This window comes from Helicobacter mustelae (assembly GCF_900476215.1).
Taxonomy (GTDB): domain Bacteria; phylum Campylobacterota; class Campylobacteria; order Campylobacterales; family Helicobacteraceae; genus Helicobacter_H; species Helicobacter_H mustelae.
In genome coordinates this window covers 36070-54473 of sequence record NZ_LS483446.1, presented here as the reverse complement: position 1 = coordinate 54473, position 18404 = coordinate 36070, and the positions used below count along the sequence as shown (strand labels likewise).

The following is an 18404-nucleotide window of genomic DNA, read 5'->3' as shown; positions in this document are numbered from 1 at the left end:
CACCTTCTTATGGCTTGATGCCTCATGGATTTTTTCACCTCGATTGCTTTTATGCATTGCCCTAGGGCTGTGTAATTTCATGCAGAATTCTTTTTATCTTGAGTTGATTATGCTTGCTATTTAAGATCTCTGCGGCCTTATCAGAGTTTTTTTTCATCCTCTTAATCTCTTCATGCGTGAGCGCGTTGATTGTGCTTGCAATCTCTTTGGGTGCATAACTGCGCGCTACCACACCATTTTGATATTTCTGCAAGATTTCTTGCATCTCGATGTTGGGGATTACCACAAGTGCAAGACGCGCCTGGATATATTCAAAAAATTTATTGGGAATGGTAAATTCTAGATTAAAATTTGCCTTTGGCAGAGCATAGAGCCCGATGTCATATTGGCTGCTAAAAGGCACAATTTCCTCAAAAGGCACGGGCGGAATAATGCGGATTCTACAGCCTCTTTTCTGCCGCTCTTCTACCATTTTTTGCAGCTTTTGTTGATATTTTGGATCCTGACACACAAGCATCAAATCCAGACTAAAGCGATTCTGGCAATAATCCATAATCTCAATAGTTTTTTCTATCTGGCGCTCAGGGTTAGCAGATCCATGATAGATTATTTTGATGGTGTTTTCTTCTATGGGGTGGGGCTTGAGGTCATAAAATTTACTCAAAGAATAAAACACCTCGCTATTAATGCCATATTGCTCCATATAGGCCTTTTGCAAACCCTGAGAAACAGTGAGGATTTTGTCAGCCTTTTTGAGATAAGTCTTGCACAAGAAATGATTAAAACCTGCAAATAAAATCCTCCAGCGCAAATTATTGCTGCACTGCTTGGGATAAAATTCCCGCGCATCAAAAATCACTTTTGCGCTTTTTTTATATGCCAAAACAATAGGTAGCAACACCAAATCATGGCAGATAATGACATCAAAACATCGCTCTTTGAGAAAATCAACGATTTCTAAGCGATTGTGCGTATAGACGAGGCGATCCCAGCGATGAAGAAATACATTGCAATATAGGCCAATTTCTTGCAAAAAATTACGCTTTTTATAGGGGCTATAGCTACGCACCAAAGCGCCATCTATAGACTCAGATGCAATCCCCATCGCGCTTACTTGATGTGCATCCTTGAGAAAACCCACCATGCGGGATGGGCGAGGATTTTTGGCAATATTGGCAGCACACAATACCAAAATCTGCATTATAGAATTTCCAAAAATGCCTTTTTGCCATCGCGCTCTTTGAGGGCATCATGAAAATTTTTTAGCAAATTCTGATAGAGCATTTTTTGCGCAAGCAAGCCTGCTTCCATCATGATGAGATTACAAGCCTTTTTGACATAATCCTGCATGTCAAAAGCCACAAAATCCTCATCTTCGCATACAAAAATTTTCATACTCTCTAGACTCACACCACTACCCTGCAATACCTGCACAAACAACCCCCTATGTTGAGCAAAAAAAGCATGCAGGCGACCCTTGCGCTGCTGTTTTGATTCTTGAGTAAGGATGAGCGTGGGCTTGCCCTTGGCAGCATATTCTGCCCTGCTCTCCCCCTGCTGCATGGGGAAGCTATCAAGCCAAAGATCTATCACATGCCCAAAGATTCTGCTATCCACAAAGCCGGGGAAATAAAAGCGAGAAAGCATGTCTTTATCAATCTGCGTGATTTTTTGCTGGATTTCTTCTACATTGCCAGCACCACAGGCTAAAAATATACAGGATTTATTAGCGCGCAAAATCTCAATCACGGTTTGCAAAAATGGCAGGGAATCAATTTTTACAAGCCTGCCCATATTTCCCAAAATCTTGGCATCCAAAGGATAGGGCGCGCGAGCCTGCCTTACCAAATGCTCTGGGATGCAAGGATTATAAAAGGCATTGTCCATTTTTACAGGAATTCCGACAAATTCATAGCCCTCATGCAGGATTTTTGGCTGGCCACCACAAATATGCGTCACCCTGCCATCAAGATAGGCATGATCATAGACAAAATTGCCATGGCTCCAAAAAATCTGCTTATGACACACGCGCGCAGCAAGCAAAAAATCACTGATTCCATAGCCATTATTGGGACTAATCAACACCTCTACTTGATCTTCAAGCATCTTTTGGCGCAGCAAAAGGGCTTTGGAGAGGTGGGAGTTGTAATAGAGCGCTTGATTTTGTTCCTTCAATATGTCTACGACCTCGATACCCAAATCACGATAACTCTGCAAAATGTCTTTATCATTATCGCTTTTTTCTAGAAAGCTCATCAAATAAAGCCTGATCTTATAGCGTGATTGAAATTTTTTATCACTAAGCAAGGTTTTTAAAAAACTATACTCCACCTTATAGGGAGAATTTTCCACCAACCTATCACGCAGGATGCCAATTACCCCACTATTTTGTGGAGTGGAGTTAGGCAGGGCAAACTGCTTGGCAAAATCACTATAGACCTTGGTTGCAGGCAGCGTGATCTCTTGATTAAATTCTCTCCATTGTGCCTGTGAAGAATAATTATTGCCACAAATATGATAGATAAAAAACTGCAGATACAGCGCAAAATCTATGCGTGCACTATCATCTGCTACAAGCTCCCTCATAAATTTCTCCTTCCAGATGGGATAGAATTCCAGCCACCCACGATGATTAAAAAAATGCTTGACATTCCAAAAGGTATGTAATTGCCAATTAAAAACAGAGCGTTTTTGCTTGGGAGTAAGGTCATCAAAACGCTCCTCCAACACCACGCGCAAATTCTTGGCAAAGACCTCAAAGGGGATTTTGCATTTCTCAAAAAATGGCAATAGGAACTCTATGTTTTTTTGGGCTTGTAGGCAGTGGATGTCTACAAGCATGATATTTTGCAAATACGCATCCATGGCCTCTTGGCATCTTCCCTCTAGAATCAAACACTCTGCCAAAAGCTCAATTAACATGACATTTTCATTATCGCTCACATTTTCTGCAAACAAACTTCCCCGCGCAATTCTTATCAAGGCATCTAGAGAATTTAGCAATTTTGGCTCCATTGTCTTTGAGAGTGCATCTGGCGCATACAAAAACAATGCATATAGGGCGAGATAGGAACAAGGAGCGATGTCTCCATGTGCAAAAATATGCGTATAAATTTTTTGAGAAAAGCCAGCCAAAATCTCTAAAGGGATTTCTTGCTTTAAAAAATCTGCATCATTTTCTAGTAATTGCATCACATAAAAAACTGCGCGATCTATGTCGTGTTTGTCTTTTGAAGAGCACAAAAGCTCTCTTAATTTTTCTATTTTTTCCATGATTCCTGCGCCTTTATTGTGGGTTGTTGTCGATCAATGAGAAACAAAAAAATAGGCGCTCTCTTGCTTGCATAAGCCTTGATACTAGCTGTGATATAGCCGCTGCTACTCATGACCTTTGTAATCTTTCCCACAGGAATATTTTGAATAAAAATCCCATCTAACCCGCTAGTCACCACTTCATCACCTTCATGAACCTCATAATTTTGTGGGATAAAATCTGCAAGAATCTCCCCCTTTTCCTCAGGATTGAAATGCACCAGTGCAGGCACTTTTTGCGCGCCAATAAACACGCTATAGCTGCATTTTTCATTTCCATTAAAAAGACCCAACAAGCGCCCCTCTTGCACCACTGCAATACCCAATGCCTTGCCATCGCGCACAATGCCAAAAATGCCATCACTGGGATAATCATTCTTGGTGTACAGCCACACGCGATCGTATTGAAAAAAATCCACATAAGAAGAGACCATTGCAGGGATAAAGATATTTTTGCTAAAGAGATCTAATTGCGGATAGATAGAGAGTAGCTCATCAATTTGATTTTGCTTCTCTTTGAGCTGCAATAAAAGCATCTCGTACTCATCATATTTTTGCTTATAAAATGCAATTGCCTCTGCTTGATTGAAAAATTTTTCATAGGCATTTTTCAATGAGGCTGCGATATTGTGATAATACACATTGATGGGATCTGTGAGGGTAAAAATCTCTTTGCGCACCTCTGTTTTGAATCCAAAAAACAAAAGAGAGAGACAAAAACAAACCAACAAGAAAACCCAGATTTTATAGCGCATTTTTTCCTTTAGTCATATTTGAGATTTTGCAACAAATCAAGATTTTCTAATGCCTCGCTCGTACCCTTTGCCACAGCAAGCAGCGGCTCATTTCCTACGGCCACAGGCAATTTTACAACATCTGAAAGATAGCGATCCAATCCACGAATCAATGCCCCGCCACCCGTAAGCACAACGCCATTTTCTACAATATCCCCTGCCAGATCTGGTGGAATCTCCTCCAAAATATTTTTCAATGTGTTGCCAATCTCTTGTAATTGATGCTTGATAGCCTCTCTGACATCTTCGCTACTTAGCTCGATGGAATTAAGCAATCCGCTTACCTGATCCTTTCCTTTGACCTGCAGAGTCAGTGGTGGATTTTGAGGATACGCACAGCCAATGGCAATCTTGATATCCTCGCCCGTTCGCTCTCCAATCACAAGATTGTATTTTTTGCGAATGTAGTCCACGATAGCATAATCAATTTTATCTCCTGCCACTCGAATGGATTTGCTAATCACAAGTCCACCCAATGATATCACGCCAATCTCTGTGGTCCCCCCGCCAATGTCCACAATCAAGCTACCCTGAGGTTCGCGGATGGGCAATCCTGCACCAATGGCTGCTGCCATGGGCTCCTCAATCAAAGAAACATCTCTAGCACCCGCACTCATAGCAGATTCTTTTACAGCCTTACGCTCTACGCCTGTGAGTCCATAGGGCACACATACCATCACGCGTGGACGAATGAGGGTTTTGCGCTTATGTGCCTTTTCTATGAAGTAGCGAATCATTTTCTCCGTGATGTCAAAATCTGCAATTACTCCATCTTTCATGGGGCGAATGGCCTTGATGCTTCCAGGGGTTTTACCAATCATCTCCTTTGCTTCCCTCCCCACAGCAAGGACATCGCCATAGCCATTGAAGCGATCGGTTTTGACTGCCACGATGGAGGGCTCATTGATCACAATTCCCTGTCCTTTTACTGACACAACAGTGTTTGCCGTCCCTAGATCAATGGCGATATCATGGGAAAAAAGTCCAATGAGTTTATCTAGCAACATTTCTGTCCTTTCTTTTTTTGAGTTTTTTTCATGAGCAAGGGTTTGGCACTTCCCTCTACTGCTTCTTGCGTGATAATCACATCATAACCCTTCAAACTAGGCAAATCAAACATCACATCCGTACAAATCTCCTCGACAATCGCGCGCAGGCCTCTAGCACCAATCTTGCGAATGATGGCAAGATCTGCAATTTTTTCTAGTGCTGCTTCTTCAAAGACAAGCCCCACATCATCAAGCGCAAAAAGTTTTTTGTATTGCTTAATAATGGCATTTTTGGGCTTTGTCATAATGCTCATCATGGCTTCTTTTGTGATCATCTCCAATGTCGCAATGACATGCAGTCTGCCAATAAATTCAGGAATCATCCCATAGGCAATCAAATCATCGGTTTCTACAAATTGCAAGATATTTTCCTCATCAAGCTGCTTTTCTTTTTTTTCTGTGCCAAAGCCTAGGACATTTTTTCCCAAGCGACGCTTGATAATCTCAGACAATCCATCAAATGCCCCGCCACAAACAAACAAAATATCACTGGTATCCATTTGGATGAAGTCCTGATTGGGATGCTTGCGACCCCCCTTGGGAGGAATGTTGACCACGCTTCCCTCAATGATTTTTAGTAGAGCCTGTTGCACACCCTCGCCACTCACATCACGCGTGATCGATCGATTTTCTGAAAGACGCGAAATTTTATCAATCTCATCGATGAAGACAATCCCCCTTTGCGCACGCGCCACATCTCCATCAGCTGCTTGCAAGAGCCTTGTAAGGATGTTTTCTACATCCTCACCCACATATCCTGCTTCTGTGAGACTTGTCGCATCACAGATGGCGATAGGAACATTCAATGCCTTGGCAATTGTCTGTGCCATCAAGGTTTTTCCACTTCCCGTGGGACCGATAAACAAAATATTGGATTTGGCAATTTCTACATCATCTTCTGCTGCATGTTGGCGACTTAGAATTCTCTTATAATGATTGTAAATTGCTACGGAAAAGACTTTTTTGGCGCGCTCCTGCCCGATAACATAATCATCAAGCTTTTGCTTGAGTTCCTTTGGAGTAAAGATGCGATCTGGCAAAAATTCTTCTTCAAGCTCATCATCATCAAACTCTGTAACCTTGCGAAATGTCTGGCAGAGCACAGAAATACAAGACTTGCAAATATATGCCTCGACCCCATTGGCACCGCGTATCCCGCTAATATACTGTTCTTTTTGCGTGCCTTGTTTGCCACAAAAATTACACTGCATCACTTTCTCACTCATTCACACCACCTTTTCTCAGAGGAATCCCACGCTCAGAATGCAAAATAAACTCACAGATTTTTTTTACAAGAGGATGACTAGGGTGCTGCTCTAGCTCTTTTTTTGCAAGATTGCCAACCAGATCGCTTCCACAAAAAAGACGCCTATACAATGCATTGACAAAATCAATGTCTTCACGCGATAAAAGCTGGCGCATACGATGGCGATTGAGTCCTCGGATCACGGCACGATTCCCCTCTGCGATGCAATAAGGAGGAACATCTTGAGAGAGCATCGATCCACCTCCCACCATCACACCATCACCAATTTTTGCAAACTGATGCACCGCACAAATCCCTCCAAAATTCACATGATCCCCCACCTCAATATGTCCTCCCAAAGTAGCATTATTAGCAAAGATACAGTGATTGCCAATAATGCAATCATGAGCAATGTGCACATAGGCCATGAAAAGATTATGGCTGCCAATGATGGTTTTGCCTCCTCCACCCTCCGTCCCAGGGTTGAACATACAATGCTCGCGGATGATGTTATGATCCCCGATCTCTAAAAATACCTCCTCACCATGATATTTGAGATCTTGGGGAATGGTACCAAGCACTGCATAGGGAAAAATGCTATTGTTTTTGCCAATGGTGGTATTGCCAAGGATCGTCACGCCATTGTATAGCCTCGTACCCTCGCCAATCCTCACCCCATCACCAATCACACAAAAATCATCAATAATTACATTTTCGCCAATGGTGGCGTGAGGAGAAATCTTTGCAGTCTTGGCGATTTTTTCTGTAGTTTCCACTTCACATCTCCTTTTTGTTTCTATTGTTTCTTATCAGCTACCATTGCCTTCAATTCCGCCTCTGCGACAAGATTTGCATCCACATAGGCCTTTGCATCTAGCTGCCATACAGGACCTTTGTTTTTGATTACACTGAGCTTGTACTCCAGCCTGTCTCCTGGGATTACGGGAATGCGAAATTTCACGCGATCAATGGTCATGAAATAGACGATCTTATCCTCTGCAGCATCAAAGTCCTCTCCCCAAGTGCTCACAAATGCTAAGATCCCACCAGCTTGCGCCATACCCTCAATAATCATCACTCCAGGATAGATGGGCTGAGAGGGGAAGTGACCTTGAAAAAACTCCTCATTTGTGGTGACATTTTTATAGGCATGAATGTCTCTAGATCTATGCAGCTCAATCACTCGATCCACTAACAAAAATGGATAGCGATGAGGTAAAATTTTTTTTATCTTGTTAATGTCTAGCATTCTTTTTGTTCCTAGTTAAATTTTAATCATTCAAAACTTTGGATTTTACCAAAAATAAGCTTAATTTTTATAGAGGCTCGATGATCCGAAAAAGATTTTCTTCCTGAAAGAGACTCTGCATCTCAAAAACAACACCCCCAGAAAAGAGATTTTCTACAATAACGATGGCATTGATGCTTTGATGTCCACACAAAAGCACACGCAGCTCCATCTCTCTCTCTAGATTCCAGGCATCAGAAGTCAAATCCGCAATTTTAAAAAAATGCGCATCAAAGATGAAATTGACAAAATCCAGTGACACAAACACCGTGTCATCCTTGCTAGAAAAGCCAATTGCAAAGTCCCCCTGCACATATAAAGACTGTTTCTCCTCATCTAACCTTAAGCGAGGTTTTATAAGATGAATTTGTGGAATTTTTGTGGATTTTTTGCTCGCAGAGTCTGCAAGCACATAATGGGGGATGGGATGATTTTGGCTATCTAGTAGGATGGAGCTAAGCACGCGGTGGATTTGATATTTACGCTGCATGAGCAAATAGGGCCTCTGCTCTTTTTCCAAAAAATTTCGAGTGGCAAATACTTCCTGCCGTTCCTCTATGCTACCCAGTGGCTTTTTATCAAAAAGATCGCTTAACATTTCCAAAGAAGTTTTTCCCTGCTTGGAGCGCTGTTTTTCTAATGCGAATTTGCATCCACAATAATTTTGCCGATAGAGATGATCTTTTTTTGCTAGCTCATTTTGCTTTTGCACCCCGCCATTGGCGCGGACATTTACCTTGATAAACTCCAGTCCATAGAGGCCAGCGATATGATCGCCCTCATGAAACAGTCTTTGTTGTTCTTTCATGGGACTAGAGAGTAGGGTGGTCGTGAACTGCTTTTGGCCAATTTTTTGAGACTCCAAAGCGCTACGCATCAAGCGCACATCAAAACATTTCACACAGCGCTCACCTTTTTCAGGCTCTTCCTCTAGTCCCCGCACCTGCTCTAGCCACTCCTCCACATCATATTCTCCCTGCAATAATTCAATGCCTAGTAGATCGCAACTACGCTGCACATCTGCTAGGCGCAAATCATGCTCGCTTTTGGGATGAATATTGGGATTATAAAAAAATCCCACAAATTTCTCTTGGGGGTAGAGCTTCTGCAACTCACTCAAAAAATAATGGCTATCCACAGAACAACAAATATGCACCAGCATTACTCACCCCTTGATCGCAGTACGATAAAAATATAATAACCTATGCCCACACAAAGCACGCCAATGACAAAAACCAGCAATAAAAAATCCAATAAATCCATCAATGCATTCCTTCTGCTTTCGATGTTTCACATGAAACTTTTGTTTCTTTTTCACGCAACTGCCCACAAGCTGCAGAAATATCAATCCCTCTAGATTCCCTAATTGTTGCAAGCAGCCCTCTCTGCACCAAAAAATCTGCAAATTTTTTGACCTGCTCCATCTCTGGACGCTGAAACTCTGAACCCTCATGGGGATTAAAAAGAATGAGATTCACCTTTGCTCGAATCCCATCAAGCAATTTCAGCAAGATTTTAGCACTTTTTAGATCATCATTCACATCTTTAATCACAAGATATTCAAACATGACTTTCTTCCTCGTATCTACGGGAAACTGGCGCACTGCATCTATAATGCTTTTGATATTATAAGCCTTATTCATGGGGATGAGACGAGAGCGCAGTTCATCATCCACTGCATGCAGAGAAATGGCTAGCTGCACGCCCAAATCCAATTCTCCTAATTTTGCGATCTTGGGAGCAATGCCACTGGTAGAAATGGTCTGCCTTCTTGGAGATATGGATAACCCATCAAGTTCGCTCATGATTCTAATGGCTTGTGCTACATTTTCAAGATTGTTTAATGGCTCTCCCATACCCATAAAAACAATATTCACTCGCTTCTCTGGGGCCAGGGAATTGTCTTTTTTGAGTTGGAGCACCTGCTCTACAATCTCTCCGCTACTTAGATTGCGCACAAATCCACCCTTAGCAGTGAAACAAAAAGCACAACCCACCTTGCAGCCAATCTGACTGGACACACAAAATGTATAACGACTTCCGTGAATAATCCTACCCTCGCAATCGATTTTTTCCTCACGCATTTTAATCAACACGCTTTCAAAGGTATGTCCATCCAAAGTTTTAAAAAGATATTTTTTTGTGCCATCGCATGAAGTCTCTACCTTCATAATCTCTAGGTGCTTGATGCGATAATCCTTAGAAAGCTTATTTTTTAACGCCTTTGGAAGATTGTGCATGACATCAAAGTCTTGAGCGTATTGGACATAAAGCCAGTGATAAATCTGTTTGGCTCGAAAAGAAGGCTCCAGCAAGCCCTCCAGCTGCCTCAATGTATAGTCATAAATATTTTGCATTTTTGATCTTTGCTTGGAGATGGAATGCGATCCATGGGGTTGCATGCGCATTCTTAAAATTTTGCAAATTCTAACAAAATTCTACAAGTTTTTGAGGGCAGAATCGACCTGCTTAAACCTCTTGCAGGATTTCAAGGGATTTTATTTCTAATTTTTGCATTGGAATATAGTATATTAAGGACAGGCAATTTCTACAAAATGGGATAGGGAGGATTTGAGAGTGAAAAAAATTCTTTTTGGCCTGGCGATCTTGAGTCTAAGCATCATGCGCGCAGAAGAAATGACAGTTTGTGAAGTGCAGGATAAGGGGGAGGGTGTATTTTATAGCTTCATCAACTGCTCTAATGGATTGGGGTATATGAATTTTTTGCAGGCATCCATGGCGGGATGGAAATTACTAGAAATGCGAGATAATGGGAATAAAAACTACACATTGATTCTCATAAGGGAGCGCTAAGAAAAAGCAATAAGTAATGCAGCATCCCTACTTATGCTGGCAATGCAAGTCAGTTTGAGCTGAAATCCACCCACTTGACCCCATCACAATCCATGCTTGTAAGCAAAATCTCCCCCGCACCTCTCTCACACACTTCACCAATCCACTCTCTCAAATCCCTATGCGCATCCTCGCGTCCCCCTTTGATAAATACCCCAAAGCCGCTTTTGATTAAAGGACGCTTATGGGATTGTTGCTTGGGGGCGCTTGAAGGCTCTTACCAGGGCAATCGCTCTAGCAGGATTTTTTGATGTTTTTTACAAACTCCTCTAGCTTTTGCATCACCAATGGATGATTTTTGAGAAATTCCTGATGTGCGTTGTTAGAACAGTGATTGCTCACACAAAAAATTCCCCTGGCAGGAATGCGAAATTTCACCGCCACACTGAGCACGGAGAAAAACTCCATGTTTTCTAGAAGGATTCCCTGCTGCAGCATTTTTTTGGCAGTTTCCTCATGAGTGTGAATGTAATTGCTACAATTCACCACAGCACTTGGCAGAGCATCGATGTGCTTGAGTGTTTCATGTGAAACAATGGGAGGGCTCTGGATCTTATTTTTTAGTGGCGTATAGCTCTGTCCATGCAAATGACTTGCTTCAATCTGTGTAGCACAACTAGCACAAAACAGCTCAAAAACCCCCACCTCCCTGCTATAACTTCCCGCACTCCCCACAAAAACCAAAAAATCCACATCCTCCTCTTTGCAGATCTGTGTCAAACAAATTGCACTCTCAACCAACCCTATACCAATACTCCTAGCAAAATCAAACTGCTCTGTATTCCCTGCACACAAAAACATGAGTTGCCTAGATCCTCATTTGGATACCATTTGCTTGAAGATATTTTTTTAGCTCAGGTATGGTGATGCTATCTTGATGGAAGATACTTGCTGCAAGTCCCGCATCTGCAAGCGCGCTGCCCCTATTATCGCTTCTAAAAATCTCTAAAAAATCCTGCATTTTTCCTGCGCCACCACTGGCGATCACGGGTACGCTTGCAGCCTCTCGCACCAAAGCCAGGCACTCTGTATCAAAGCCACTCTTGACCCCATCACAATCCATGCTTGTAAGCAAAATCTCCCCCGCACCTCTCTCACACACTTCACCAATCCACTCTCTCAAATCCCTATGCGCATCCTCGCGTCCCCCTTTGATAAATACCCCAAAGCCGCTTTTGGAATTTGGCACACGTTTGGCATCGATGGCCACGACGATGCATTGACTGCCAAATTTCTGTGCCCCCTCTGTAATAAAACCAGGATTTTTGATGGCAGAGCTATTGAGGCTTACTTTGTCTACACCAATGTCTAGCAACTGATGAATATGCTCTAATTCAGAAATCCCTCCCCCCACAGTGAGTGGAATAAAAATATTTTTTGCTACGTTGCGCACAGCTTCTAGCATGATGCCCCTCCCTTCAAATGACGCGCTAATATCTAGCAACACCAATTCATCTGCACCCCCATCATTGTATTTTTTTGCCAAGGTCGCAGGATCGCCCATCTCCCGCAGACCTTGGAAGTTCACACCCTTCACAACCCTGCCCTGATGGATGTCCAAACAAGGAATGATCCTCTTTACAAAATGCCCCATATTTGCTCCCTATTCATTAAAATCATTTTCGCAATCATACAGCACTTAAGTTATTTACAAATCATCAAAAAATTCGATAGAATGGAACGCAAAGTTTCGGAGATATTTTTGGGATACCAAGCAAAAAAGAAGTTTGGCCAAAACTTCCTGAAAGACAAGGATTGCATCCATAAAATTATCCAATCCATTCCCAATATTCACACAGATGAGCAGATTGTAGAAATTGGGGCTGGCTTGGGTGATTTGAGCGATGAGTTACTCAAACTCTATCCTATAAAAGCGTATGAAATCGATTCTGATTTATGTTCTTTGTTGAGAAAAAAATATCATAGCGCATTGGATTCTGCTAGATTAAAACTAATCCATCAAGATGTGTTGGATTTGCCAAATTCAAAAGGTTGGTTGCACCAAGAGCCCTATGTTTTGGTCTCTAATCTACCCTATTATGTGGCTACGCATATTATTCTCAAAATATTGAAAGACCCTTTATGTCAAGGATTTGTCGTGATGACACAAAAAGAAGTAGCACAGAGATTTTGTGCCAAAAGTGGCGAATCTCATTTTTGCGCATTAAGCATATTGACTCAAACATTTGGTCAAGTAAGTTATCTTTTTGATGTTCCAGCCATTGCATTTGAACCCGTGCCAAGGGTGACTTCTGCAGTTTTTTCTTTCAAAAAAAATATCGCTATGATTGATGAGGATTTTGAGAATATGCTAAAGATAGCCTTTTGTGCTCCACGCAAAAAACTACTAAAAAATCTCGCCACGCATTATGACAAGACAGTCTTGCAAAAAGTTTTTATGGAGTTACGCATTCCCCTAGATGTCAGAGCTCATCAGCTAGAAAATTCAAACTATCACCAAATTTTTGAGAAAATAAGGAAATAAAATGGAAAATAATCACAACAATGAAAACACTCCAAATCCAGAAACAAAAAAAAGAAAGTTTTTTAAACCCCGATTCAAAAAAGACCAGGGAGGTGCGACAGAGTCTGGTGAAAAAAAAGAAGGACACCCCCACACAGCGCATACAAAAGAAGAAAACAAAGAGCCAAACAAAAGAAGATTTAGCTTCAAAAACAAAAATGCACAAGAAAAAGATACTCCTGCAATCAATGGCACAAGAGATATCCAAAATGTTAATGAAAGAGGGAATCTGGGTTTCCACAAAGATCTCAAAAAAGGAGTGGAGGCAAATAACAGGATTCAAAAAAGCAGCCTAAATCCTCACTACAAGCTCAACCTCAACACCAAAGCAAAGGTGCGCATCACGCCACTTGGCGGATTGGGAGAGATCGGGGGCAACATGATGGTGATGGAAACAGAAAACTCTGCCATCATCATTGATGTAGGGATGAGTTTCCCTGAGGAGAATATGCATGGGGTGGATATTTTGATCCCAGATTTTAGCTACATCCATGCAATCAAAGACAAAATTGCTGGGGTAGTGATCACGCATGCGCATGAAGATCATATTGGCGCGGTCCCCTACCTTTATAAGCAGCTGCAATTTCCCCTCTATGGCACTCCATTAGCACTGGGGATGATTGGCAATAAATTTGATGAACATGGACTCAAAAAATTCCGCTCTTTTTTTAAAATTGTAGAAAAAAGACATCCCATTCCCATTGGAGATTTTGAGATCGAATGGATCCACATCACGCACTCCATCATTGATGCCTCCGCACTTGCTATCAAGACAGAGGCTGGAGTCATCATCCATACCGGGGATTTCAAAATCGATCACACTCCCATTGATGATCTACCAACCGATTTGCATCGCCTTGCTCATTATGGAGAGCAGGGGGTCATGCTTTTACTAAGCGACTCCACCAATTCTCACAAAACCGGTAGCACCGCATCTGAGGCGAGTGTGGGGCCGACATTTGATGCGCTTTTTAAATCCGCAGAGGGAAGGGTCATTATGAGCACCTTTTCCTCTAACATCCACCGCGTATATCAGGCCATCACCTATGGAATCAAATATAATAGAAAAATCGCTGTCATCGGCAGATCTATGGAAAAAAATCTCGATATCGCAAGAGAGCTAGGCTATATCGATCTACCCAGCAAGATTTTCATCGAAGCACATGAAGTGAATAATTATCCTGATGAAGAGATTTTGATCGTGACCACAGGGTCTCAGGGCGAGACAATGAGTGCACTCTATCGCATGGCAACAGATGAACATCGCCATATCAAAATCAAGCCCACAGACATGGTAATCATTTCTGCAAAGGCCATCCCCGGCAATGAGAGCTCTGTCTCTACTGTATTGAATTTCCTAATCAAAGCAAGGGCAAGGGTGGCCTATCAAGATTTCAGCGAAATCCATGTGAGCGGGCATGCGGCACAAGAGGAGCAAAAGCTCATGCTGCGACTCATTAAACCCAAATTTTTCCTGCCCATCCATGGAGAATACAATCATGTCGCTAGACACAAAGAAACCGCGATGAAGTGCGGAGTGCTAGAAAAAAATATCTATCTCATGGAAGATGGCGATCAAATCGAGGTAAATCCCAGCTATATCCGTAAGGTAAAAACCATCAAAAGCGGCAAGGTCTTCATCGACAATCAGACTTGCACAGAAATTGATAACATCGTCGTGAATGAACGCCAAGTTCTTGCAGACTGCGGAATCTTGATCGTGGTAGCATGTATCAACAAAACAGAACAAAAACTTCTCAAAGACACCCAAATCACTACGCTTGGCATCCTCAATCCCAAAGAGGAAAAGGCCTATGCAAAAGAGCTAGAAACATTGCTGGGGATGCATCTCAAGAATCTCAAACCCGAAGTAATAGGCAATGCCAAATTGCTGGAAAATGATCTGCGCAATATGTTAAGAAAAGTGCTTTTCAAAAAAACCAAGAAATATCCCACCATCATAATCCATACTTTTCTGAGGTGATTCATGGATTGCATAGATTTTGGCCAAATTGCCAAAAAAGTATTAGATGATGAGGCGCAAGAACTCTTAAGCATCGATACCACAAGGATTGATTTTCCTCACATTGTAAAAACAATCTTGCAGATGTCTGGCAAGCTCATCGTCACTGGTGTGGGAAAGAGCGGGCTTATTGGAGCAAAAATCGCAGCAACACTTGCAAGCACTGGCACTCCGAGCTTTTTCATCCATCCCACCGATGCCATGCACGGGGATTTAGGGATGATTGGCAAGGAGGATGTAATCCTTGCCATTAGCTATAGTGGTGAGAGTGATGAACTCATCTCTATCCTCCCTCATCTCAAGCACCAAAGCCATGCAATCATCACGATGAGCAAGGATGCACAAAGCTCGCTTTCTAAAATGGGAGATTTCTTCATCCCCATTGCTGTGAGCAAAGAAGCCTGCCCCATCAATGCTGCACCCACAAGCTCCACCACCCTCACCCTGGCCCTTGGAGACGCATTGGCAGTTTGTCTCATGCATGCACGAGACTTTTCCAAACAAGACTTTGCATATTTCCATCCTGGAGGAAGCCTAGGGAAAAGATTATTTGTCAAAGTCAAAGATTTGATGCAGACCCAAAACCTCCCCCTCATCCCACCAGAGATGCCATTAAAGGAGGCCATTATCAAAATGAGTGAATCGAGGTTGGGAAGCGCTATCTTAATCGAGGATGATAGACTCTATGGGGTACTAAGTGATGGGGATCTTCGCCGCGCCATGATGCAAAAAGACTTCAACCTAGAGTCTCCTGCCAAGCACTATGCCACCCTATCGCCAAAATATTGTGACAATCCACTCCTACTAGCTTGTGAGGCGCTGGAATTCATTGAAGAAAATAAAATCCAATTACTCATCATTACAGACCCTGCCAAACATATCCTAGGGGCAATCCATCTGCACACCTTGATTAGCGCTGGCATCAAGGCATAAAAAGAAGCCAGATAGCCTAGAGAAGCAATCCAAAAAGCACACTCCAAAACATAAAGCCAAAAAAGCCTTAGCAAGTCAGTCCCAAGCCAGGAAATCGAGGTATTGGAGAAACTAGAGGCTGACAGACTCAAACAAGGCCCTGAAATCAGAAAAGCCTAAAATTCCAAAACCCCCAAGATTTCCCCCAAAAACAAAAAAAGCCCAAAAGCCCAGCTTTTTTCAAGGATCATCCCGCAAGCTTTTTGGTATCCAGCATAATCATCAATTCCTCATTGGTCTGTATTGCAAAAACAGCAATCTTGCTATCGCTTGTGCTAATGAGCTCTGAACTCTTTTTGTTTTCCTCTTCATTGATTTTGACACCCATGTATGCAAGCTCTTTGCAGACCTGAGAGCGGAAATAAGAGGAATTTTCTCCTACCCCTGCAGTAAATATAATTCCATCGATACCCTTTAAGCTCACGCCAAGTCTTGCAATCTCTTCTGCGATGCGAAAAATCATAAAGCTAAGCGCACGCGCTGCTCCTTCATGAGTATCCTTATGACATTCCAAAGTATAAATATTAGAACTAAACTCTGAGAGCCCACTCACCCCTGATTTGTAGTATAAAAAATCTCGGATGTCATCTAGCTCATAGCCCTTATTCTCTATCAAATACAGCAAGATCCCCGGATCCATCGACCCTGCGCGCGTCCCCATGGGCACGCCCTCTAACGCAGTGAACCCCATGGTCGTCATCACAGATTTTCCCCCAAAAATCGCACAAAGCGATGCACCCGAACCAATATGGGCTACAACAAGCTTTTTTTCTGCCATGTCGGGATAATCTTCACGCATTCTATGCACAATATACGCATAAGATGTCCCATGCATCCCATACCTCCTCACACCCTCTTGATAGAGCTCATAGGGGATGGCATACATGGTGGCATTGCCCTGCATGGTTTGATGAAATGCTGTATCAAAAACCGCTACTTGCCAAAGATCTGGAAACATCTGTCTTATCAATTTCATGACACGTAAATTATGAGGTTGGTGGAGGGGAGCAAGAGGAACAAGAGCTTCAATATCAGCAATTACCCTATCATCTAGCAGCGCGCTCTGATGAAATTTTGTTCCCCCATGCACGACACGATGCCCACAGGCCTTAAGTCTATATTCTTTGAAGGTATCAAAAATCCACTGGAGCAAATACTCTATCACCAGCGCGTGATTATGCGACTGCAACTCCCCCCATTGATGCTCGCCAATCACCTCACCTTTGGCATCCTTGGCCTTAAAACTTGGGGCAATGTCAATCCCTTGAACCTGTCCTGCAGCAATCACACTCCCATCATCATGAAAAATCTTGAACTTTAAACTCGAACTTCCCGCATTAATCACTAAAATCATCTCTTCCATTGGATTTCCTTATCGTTGGTTTGTGGGTTATTGACTTGTGAGCACTGCTAGTGCTGAAGAAGCCACGCGCGCTTGTGCATCATCTGCTCTTGAAGTCAGGATAATGGGGACCTTTGCCCCCAGTACAATGCCTGCCACCTTTGCATGCGCTAGATATACCAATGCCTTAAATAAAATATTGCCAGACTCAATATGAGGCACGATCAAAATATCAGGATCTCCACACACAGGAGAATCAATTTTTTTAATCTTAGCAGCCGCGGCTGAGATCGCATTATCAAATGCTAGAGGTCCATAACATAAAACATCTTCTAATTCTTCTTGGGCTCTTTTAGCAATTTCTGCAGCCTCCATGGAGCTTGGTATTTTTTCATAGGGCATTTCTACTGCGCTTAATACCGCCACTTTAGGAGTTTTAATCCCAATTTTTTTTGCCAAAACCACGCTATTGTGCAAAATGCTGTATTTGGCCCTTGCATCTGGGGCGATGTTGATAGCTGCATCCGAGACAATAAGAGCCTTATGATAGGCAGGCACATCCATTACAAACGCATGAGAAACATGATGCTCTGTGCGCAATCCTGCTTCTTTTTTGAATACCGCACTCATAATATCATTGGTATGCAAATTGCCCTTCATCAATGCCTTAACAGCACCCTTGCTAGCAAGGGCCACTGCAGCATTTGCGGCCTCAATATCCGACCCCGCCTCAAGGATCTCAAACAAAGAGATATCTCTGCCAAGCTCCTTGGCAGCCTGGGCAATCTTTTGTGATTCTCCCACCAAAATAGGCTCAATCAAGCCCGCTTCAAAAGACTCAACCACACCCCCCAAGCTTGTAATATCTGTTGGCTGGGCCACAGCGACCTTGATCCTGCCTTTTTTCTTAGCATGCGCCAAAATATCTCCAAATACACTAGATTCTCTACCTTTTTGTTTTTGCATTTCGATCCCCTTTCATCAATTTTGATGATTTAGTT

At 42.6% G+C, this 18404-nt stretch carries 17 protein-coding genes and 1 pseudogene; 4 read left to right on the top strand and 14 right to left on the bottom strand.

Annotation, left to right across the window (positions count from 1 at the left end; translation table 11 throughout):
- Positions 1 to 61: 61 nt before the first annotated feature.
- The 9 genes from DQN48_RS00255 to rlmN form a co-directional block, all read right to left on the bottom strand.
- On the bottom strand, positions 62 to 1201 hold the full coding sequence (locus tag DQN48_RS00255) for a glycosyltransferase (RefSeq protein WP_013022413.1): 1140 nt from the start codon (positions 1199 to 1201) through the stop codon (positions 62 to 64).
- Entirely contained in the window at positions 1201 to 3273 is a 2073-nt protein-coding gene (locus DQN48_RS00250; protein WP_013022412.1) for a hypothetical protein, read from the bottom strand. The genes DQN48_RS00255 and DQN48_RS00250 overlap by 1 nt, the downstream gene beginning before the upstream one ends.
- Positions 3261 to 4067 (bottom strand): rod shape-determining protein MreC, encoded by an 807-nt coding sequence (mreC, locus tag DQN48_RS00245; RefSeq protein WP_013022411.1) that lies wholly within the window; start codon positions 4065 to 4067, stop codon positions 3261 to 3263. The genes DQN48_RS00250 and mreC overlap by 13 nt, the downstream gene beginning before the upstream one ends.
- Before the next feature lie 8 nt (positions 4068 to 4075).
- The gene (locus tag DQN48_RS00240) at positions 4076 to 5113 is read right to left on the bottom strand and encodes a rod shape-determining protein (RefSeq protein ID WP_013022410.1); all 1038 of its coding nucleotides are present in this window, start codon (positions 5111 to 5113) and stop codon (positions 4076 to 4078) included.
- Complete coding sequence (gene clpX / locus DQN48_RS00235) at positions 5104 to 6381, bottom strand: ATP-dependent protease ATP-binding subunit ClpX (RefSeq protein WP_013022409.1); 1278 nt, start codon at positions 6379 to 6381, stop codon at positions 5104 to 5106. The genes DQN48_RS00240 and clpX overlap by 10 nt, the downstream gene beginning before the upstream one ends.
- On the bottom strand, positions 6374 to 7177 hold the full coding sequence (gene lpxA / locus DQN48_RS00230) for an acyl-ACP--UDP-N-acetylglucosamine O-acyltransferase (protein ID WP_013022408.1): 804 nt from the start codon (positions 7175 to 7177) through the stop codon (positions 6374 to 6376). Before lpxA ends, clpX begins: the two co-directional genes overlap by 8 nt.
- 20 nt (positions 7178 to 7197) lie before the next feature.
- Positions 7198 to 7650, bottom strand: a complete 453-nt coding sequence (gene fabZ / locus DQN48_RS00225; RefSeq protein WP_111713491.1) for a 3-hydroxyacyl-ACP dehydratase FabZ — start codon at positions 7648 to 7650, stop codon at positions 7198 to 7200.
- Between the two features lie 67 nt (positions 7651 to 7717).
- Positions 7718 to 8851, bottom strand: coding sequence for an epoxyqueuosine reductase QueH (locus DQN48_RS00220; RefSeq protein WP_013022406.1), 1134 nt, complete (start codon positions 8849 to 8851; stop codon positions 7718 to 7720).
- 100 nt (positions 8852 to 8951) lie between these two features.
- Positions 8952 to 10091: a 23S rRNA (adenine(2503)-C(2))-methyltransferase RlmN gene (gene rlmN, locus DQN48_RS00215; RefSeq protein ID WP_013022405.1), complete on the bottom strand. Its 1140-nt coding sequence runs from the start codon at positions 10089 to 10091 to the stop codon at positions 8952 to 8954.
- 175 nt (positions 10092 to 10266) lie between these two features.
- Between rlmN and DQN48_RS00210 the strand changes: the two genes are divergently transcribed.
- Complete coding sequence (locus DQN48_RS00210) at positions 10267 to 10503, top strand: hypothetical protein (RefSeq protein ID WP_041913007.1); 237 nt, start codon at positions 10267 to 10269, stop codon at positions 10501 to 10503.
- A gap of 73 nt (positions 10504 to 10576) precedes the next feature.
- Here DQN48_RS00210 and DQN48_RS00205 read toward each other — a convergent pair.
- The 3 genes and pseudogenes from DQN48_RS00205 to hisF form a co-directional block, all read right to left on the bottom strand.
- Positions 10577 to 10702, bottom strand: a pseudogene (locus DQN48_RS00205) (HisA/HisF-related TIM barrel protein); the annotation flags it as partial.
- Positions 10703 to 10776: 74 nt separating this feature from the next.
- Positions 10777 to 11343: a phosphorylase family protein gene (locus DQN48_RS00200; RefSeq protein ID WP_013022404.1), complete on the bottom strand. Its 567-nt coding sequence runs from the start codon at positions 11341 to 11343 to the stop codon at positions 10777 to 10779.
- 7 nt (positions 11344 to 11350) lie between these two features.
- Complete coding sequence (hisF, locus tag DQN48_RS00195; RefSeq protein ID WP_013022403.1) at positions 11351 to 12136, bottom strand: imidazole glycerol phosphate synthase subunit HisF; 786 nt, start codon at positions 12134 to 12136, stop codon at positions 11351 to 11353.
- Positions 12137 to 12217: 81 nt separating this feature from the next.
- Between hisF and rsmA the strand changes: the two genes are divergently transcribed.
- From rsmA to DQN48_RS00180, 3 genes are read left to right on the top strand one after another with little or no spacing between them, the layout of a single operon-like run.
- Positions 12218 to 13027: a 16S rRNA (adenine(1518)-N(6)/adenine(1519)-N(6))-dimethyltransferase RsmA gene (rsmA, locus tag DQN48_RS00190; RefSeq protein ID WP_049762220.1), complete on the top strand. Its 810-nt coding sequence runs from the start codon at positions 12218 to 12220 to the stop codon at positions 13025 to 13027.
- 1 nt (position 13028) lies between these two features.
- Complete coding sequence (locus DQN48_RS00185; RefSeq protein ID WP_013022401.1) at positions 13029 to 15050, top strand: ribonuclease J; 2022 nt, start codon at positions 13029 to 13031, stop codon at positions 15048 to 15050.
- 3 nt (positions 15051 to 15053) lie between these two features.
- Positions 15054 to 16022 carry a KpsF/GutQ family sugar-phosphate isomerase gene (locus DQN48_RS00180; protein WP_013022400.1) on the top strand — a complete coding sequence of 323 codons (969 nt, stop codon included), beginning with the start codon at positions 15054 to 15056 and terminating at the stop codon, positions 16020 to 16022.
- Positions 16023 to 16248: 226 nt separating this feature from the next.
- On the opposite strand, the gene DQN48_RS00175 is transcribed toward DQN48_RS00180, so the two are convergent.
- Together DQN48_RS00175 and DQN48_RS00170 are read right to left on the bottom strand one after the other, a co-directional pair.
- Positions 16249 to 17424, bottom strand: coding sequence for an acetate/propionate family kinase (locus DQN48_RS00175; protein ID WP_013022399.1), 1176 nt, complete (start codon positions 17422 to 17424; stop codon positions 16249 to 16251).
- A gap of 27 nt (positions 17425 to 17451) precedes the next feature.
- Positions 17452 to 18369: a bifunctional enoyl-CoA hydratase/phosphate acetyltransferase gene (locus tag DQN48_RS00170; protein WP_013022398.1), complete on the bottom strand. Its 918-nt coding sequence runs from the start codon at positions 18367 to 18369 to the stop codon at positions 17452 to 17454.
- Between the last annotated feature and the right edge of the window lie 35 nt (positions 18370 to 18404).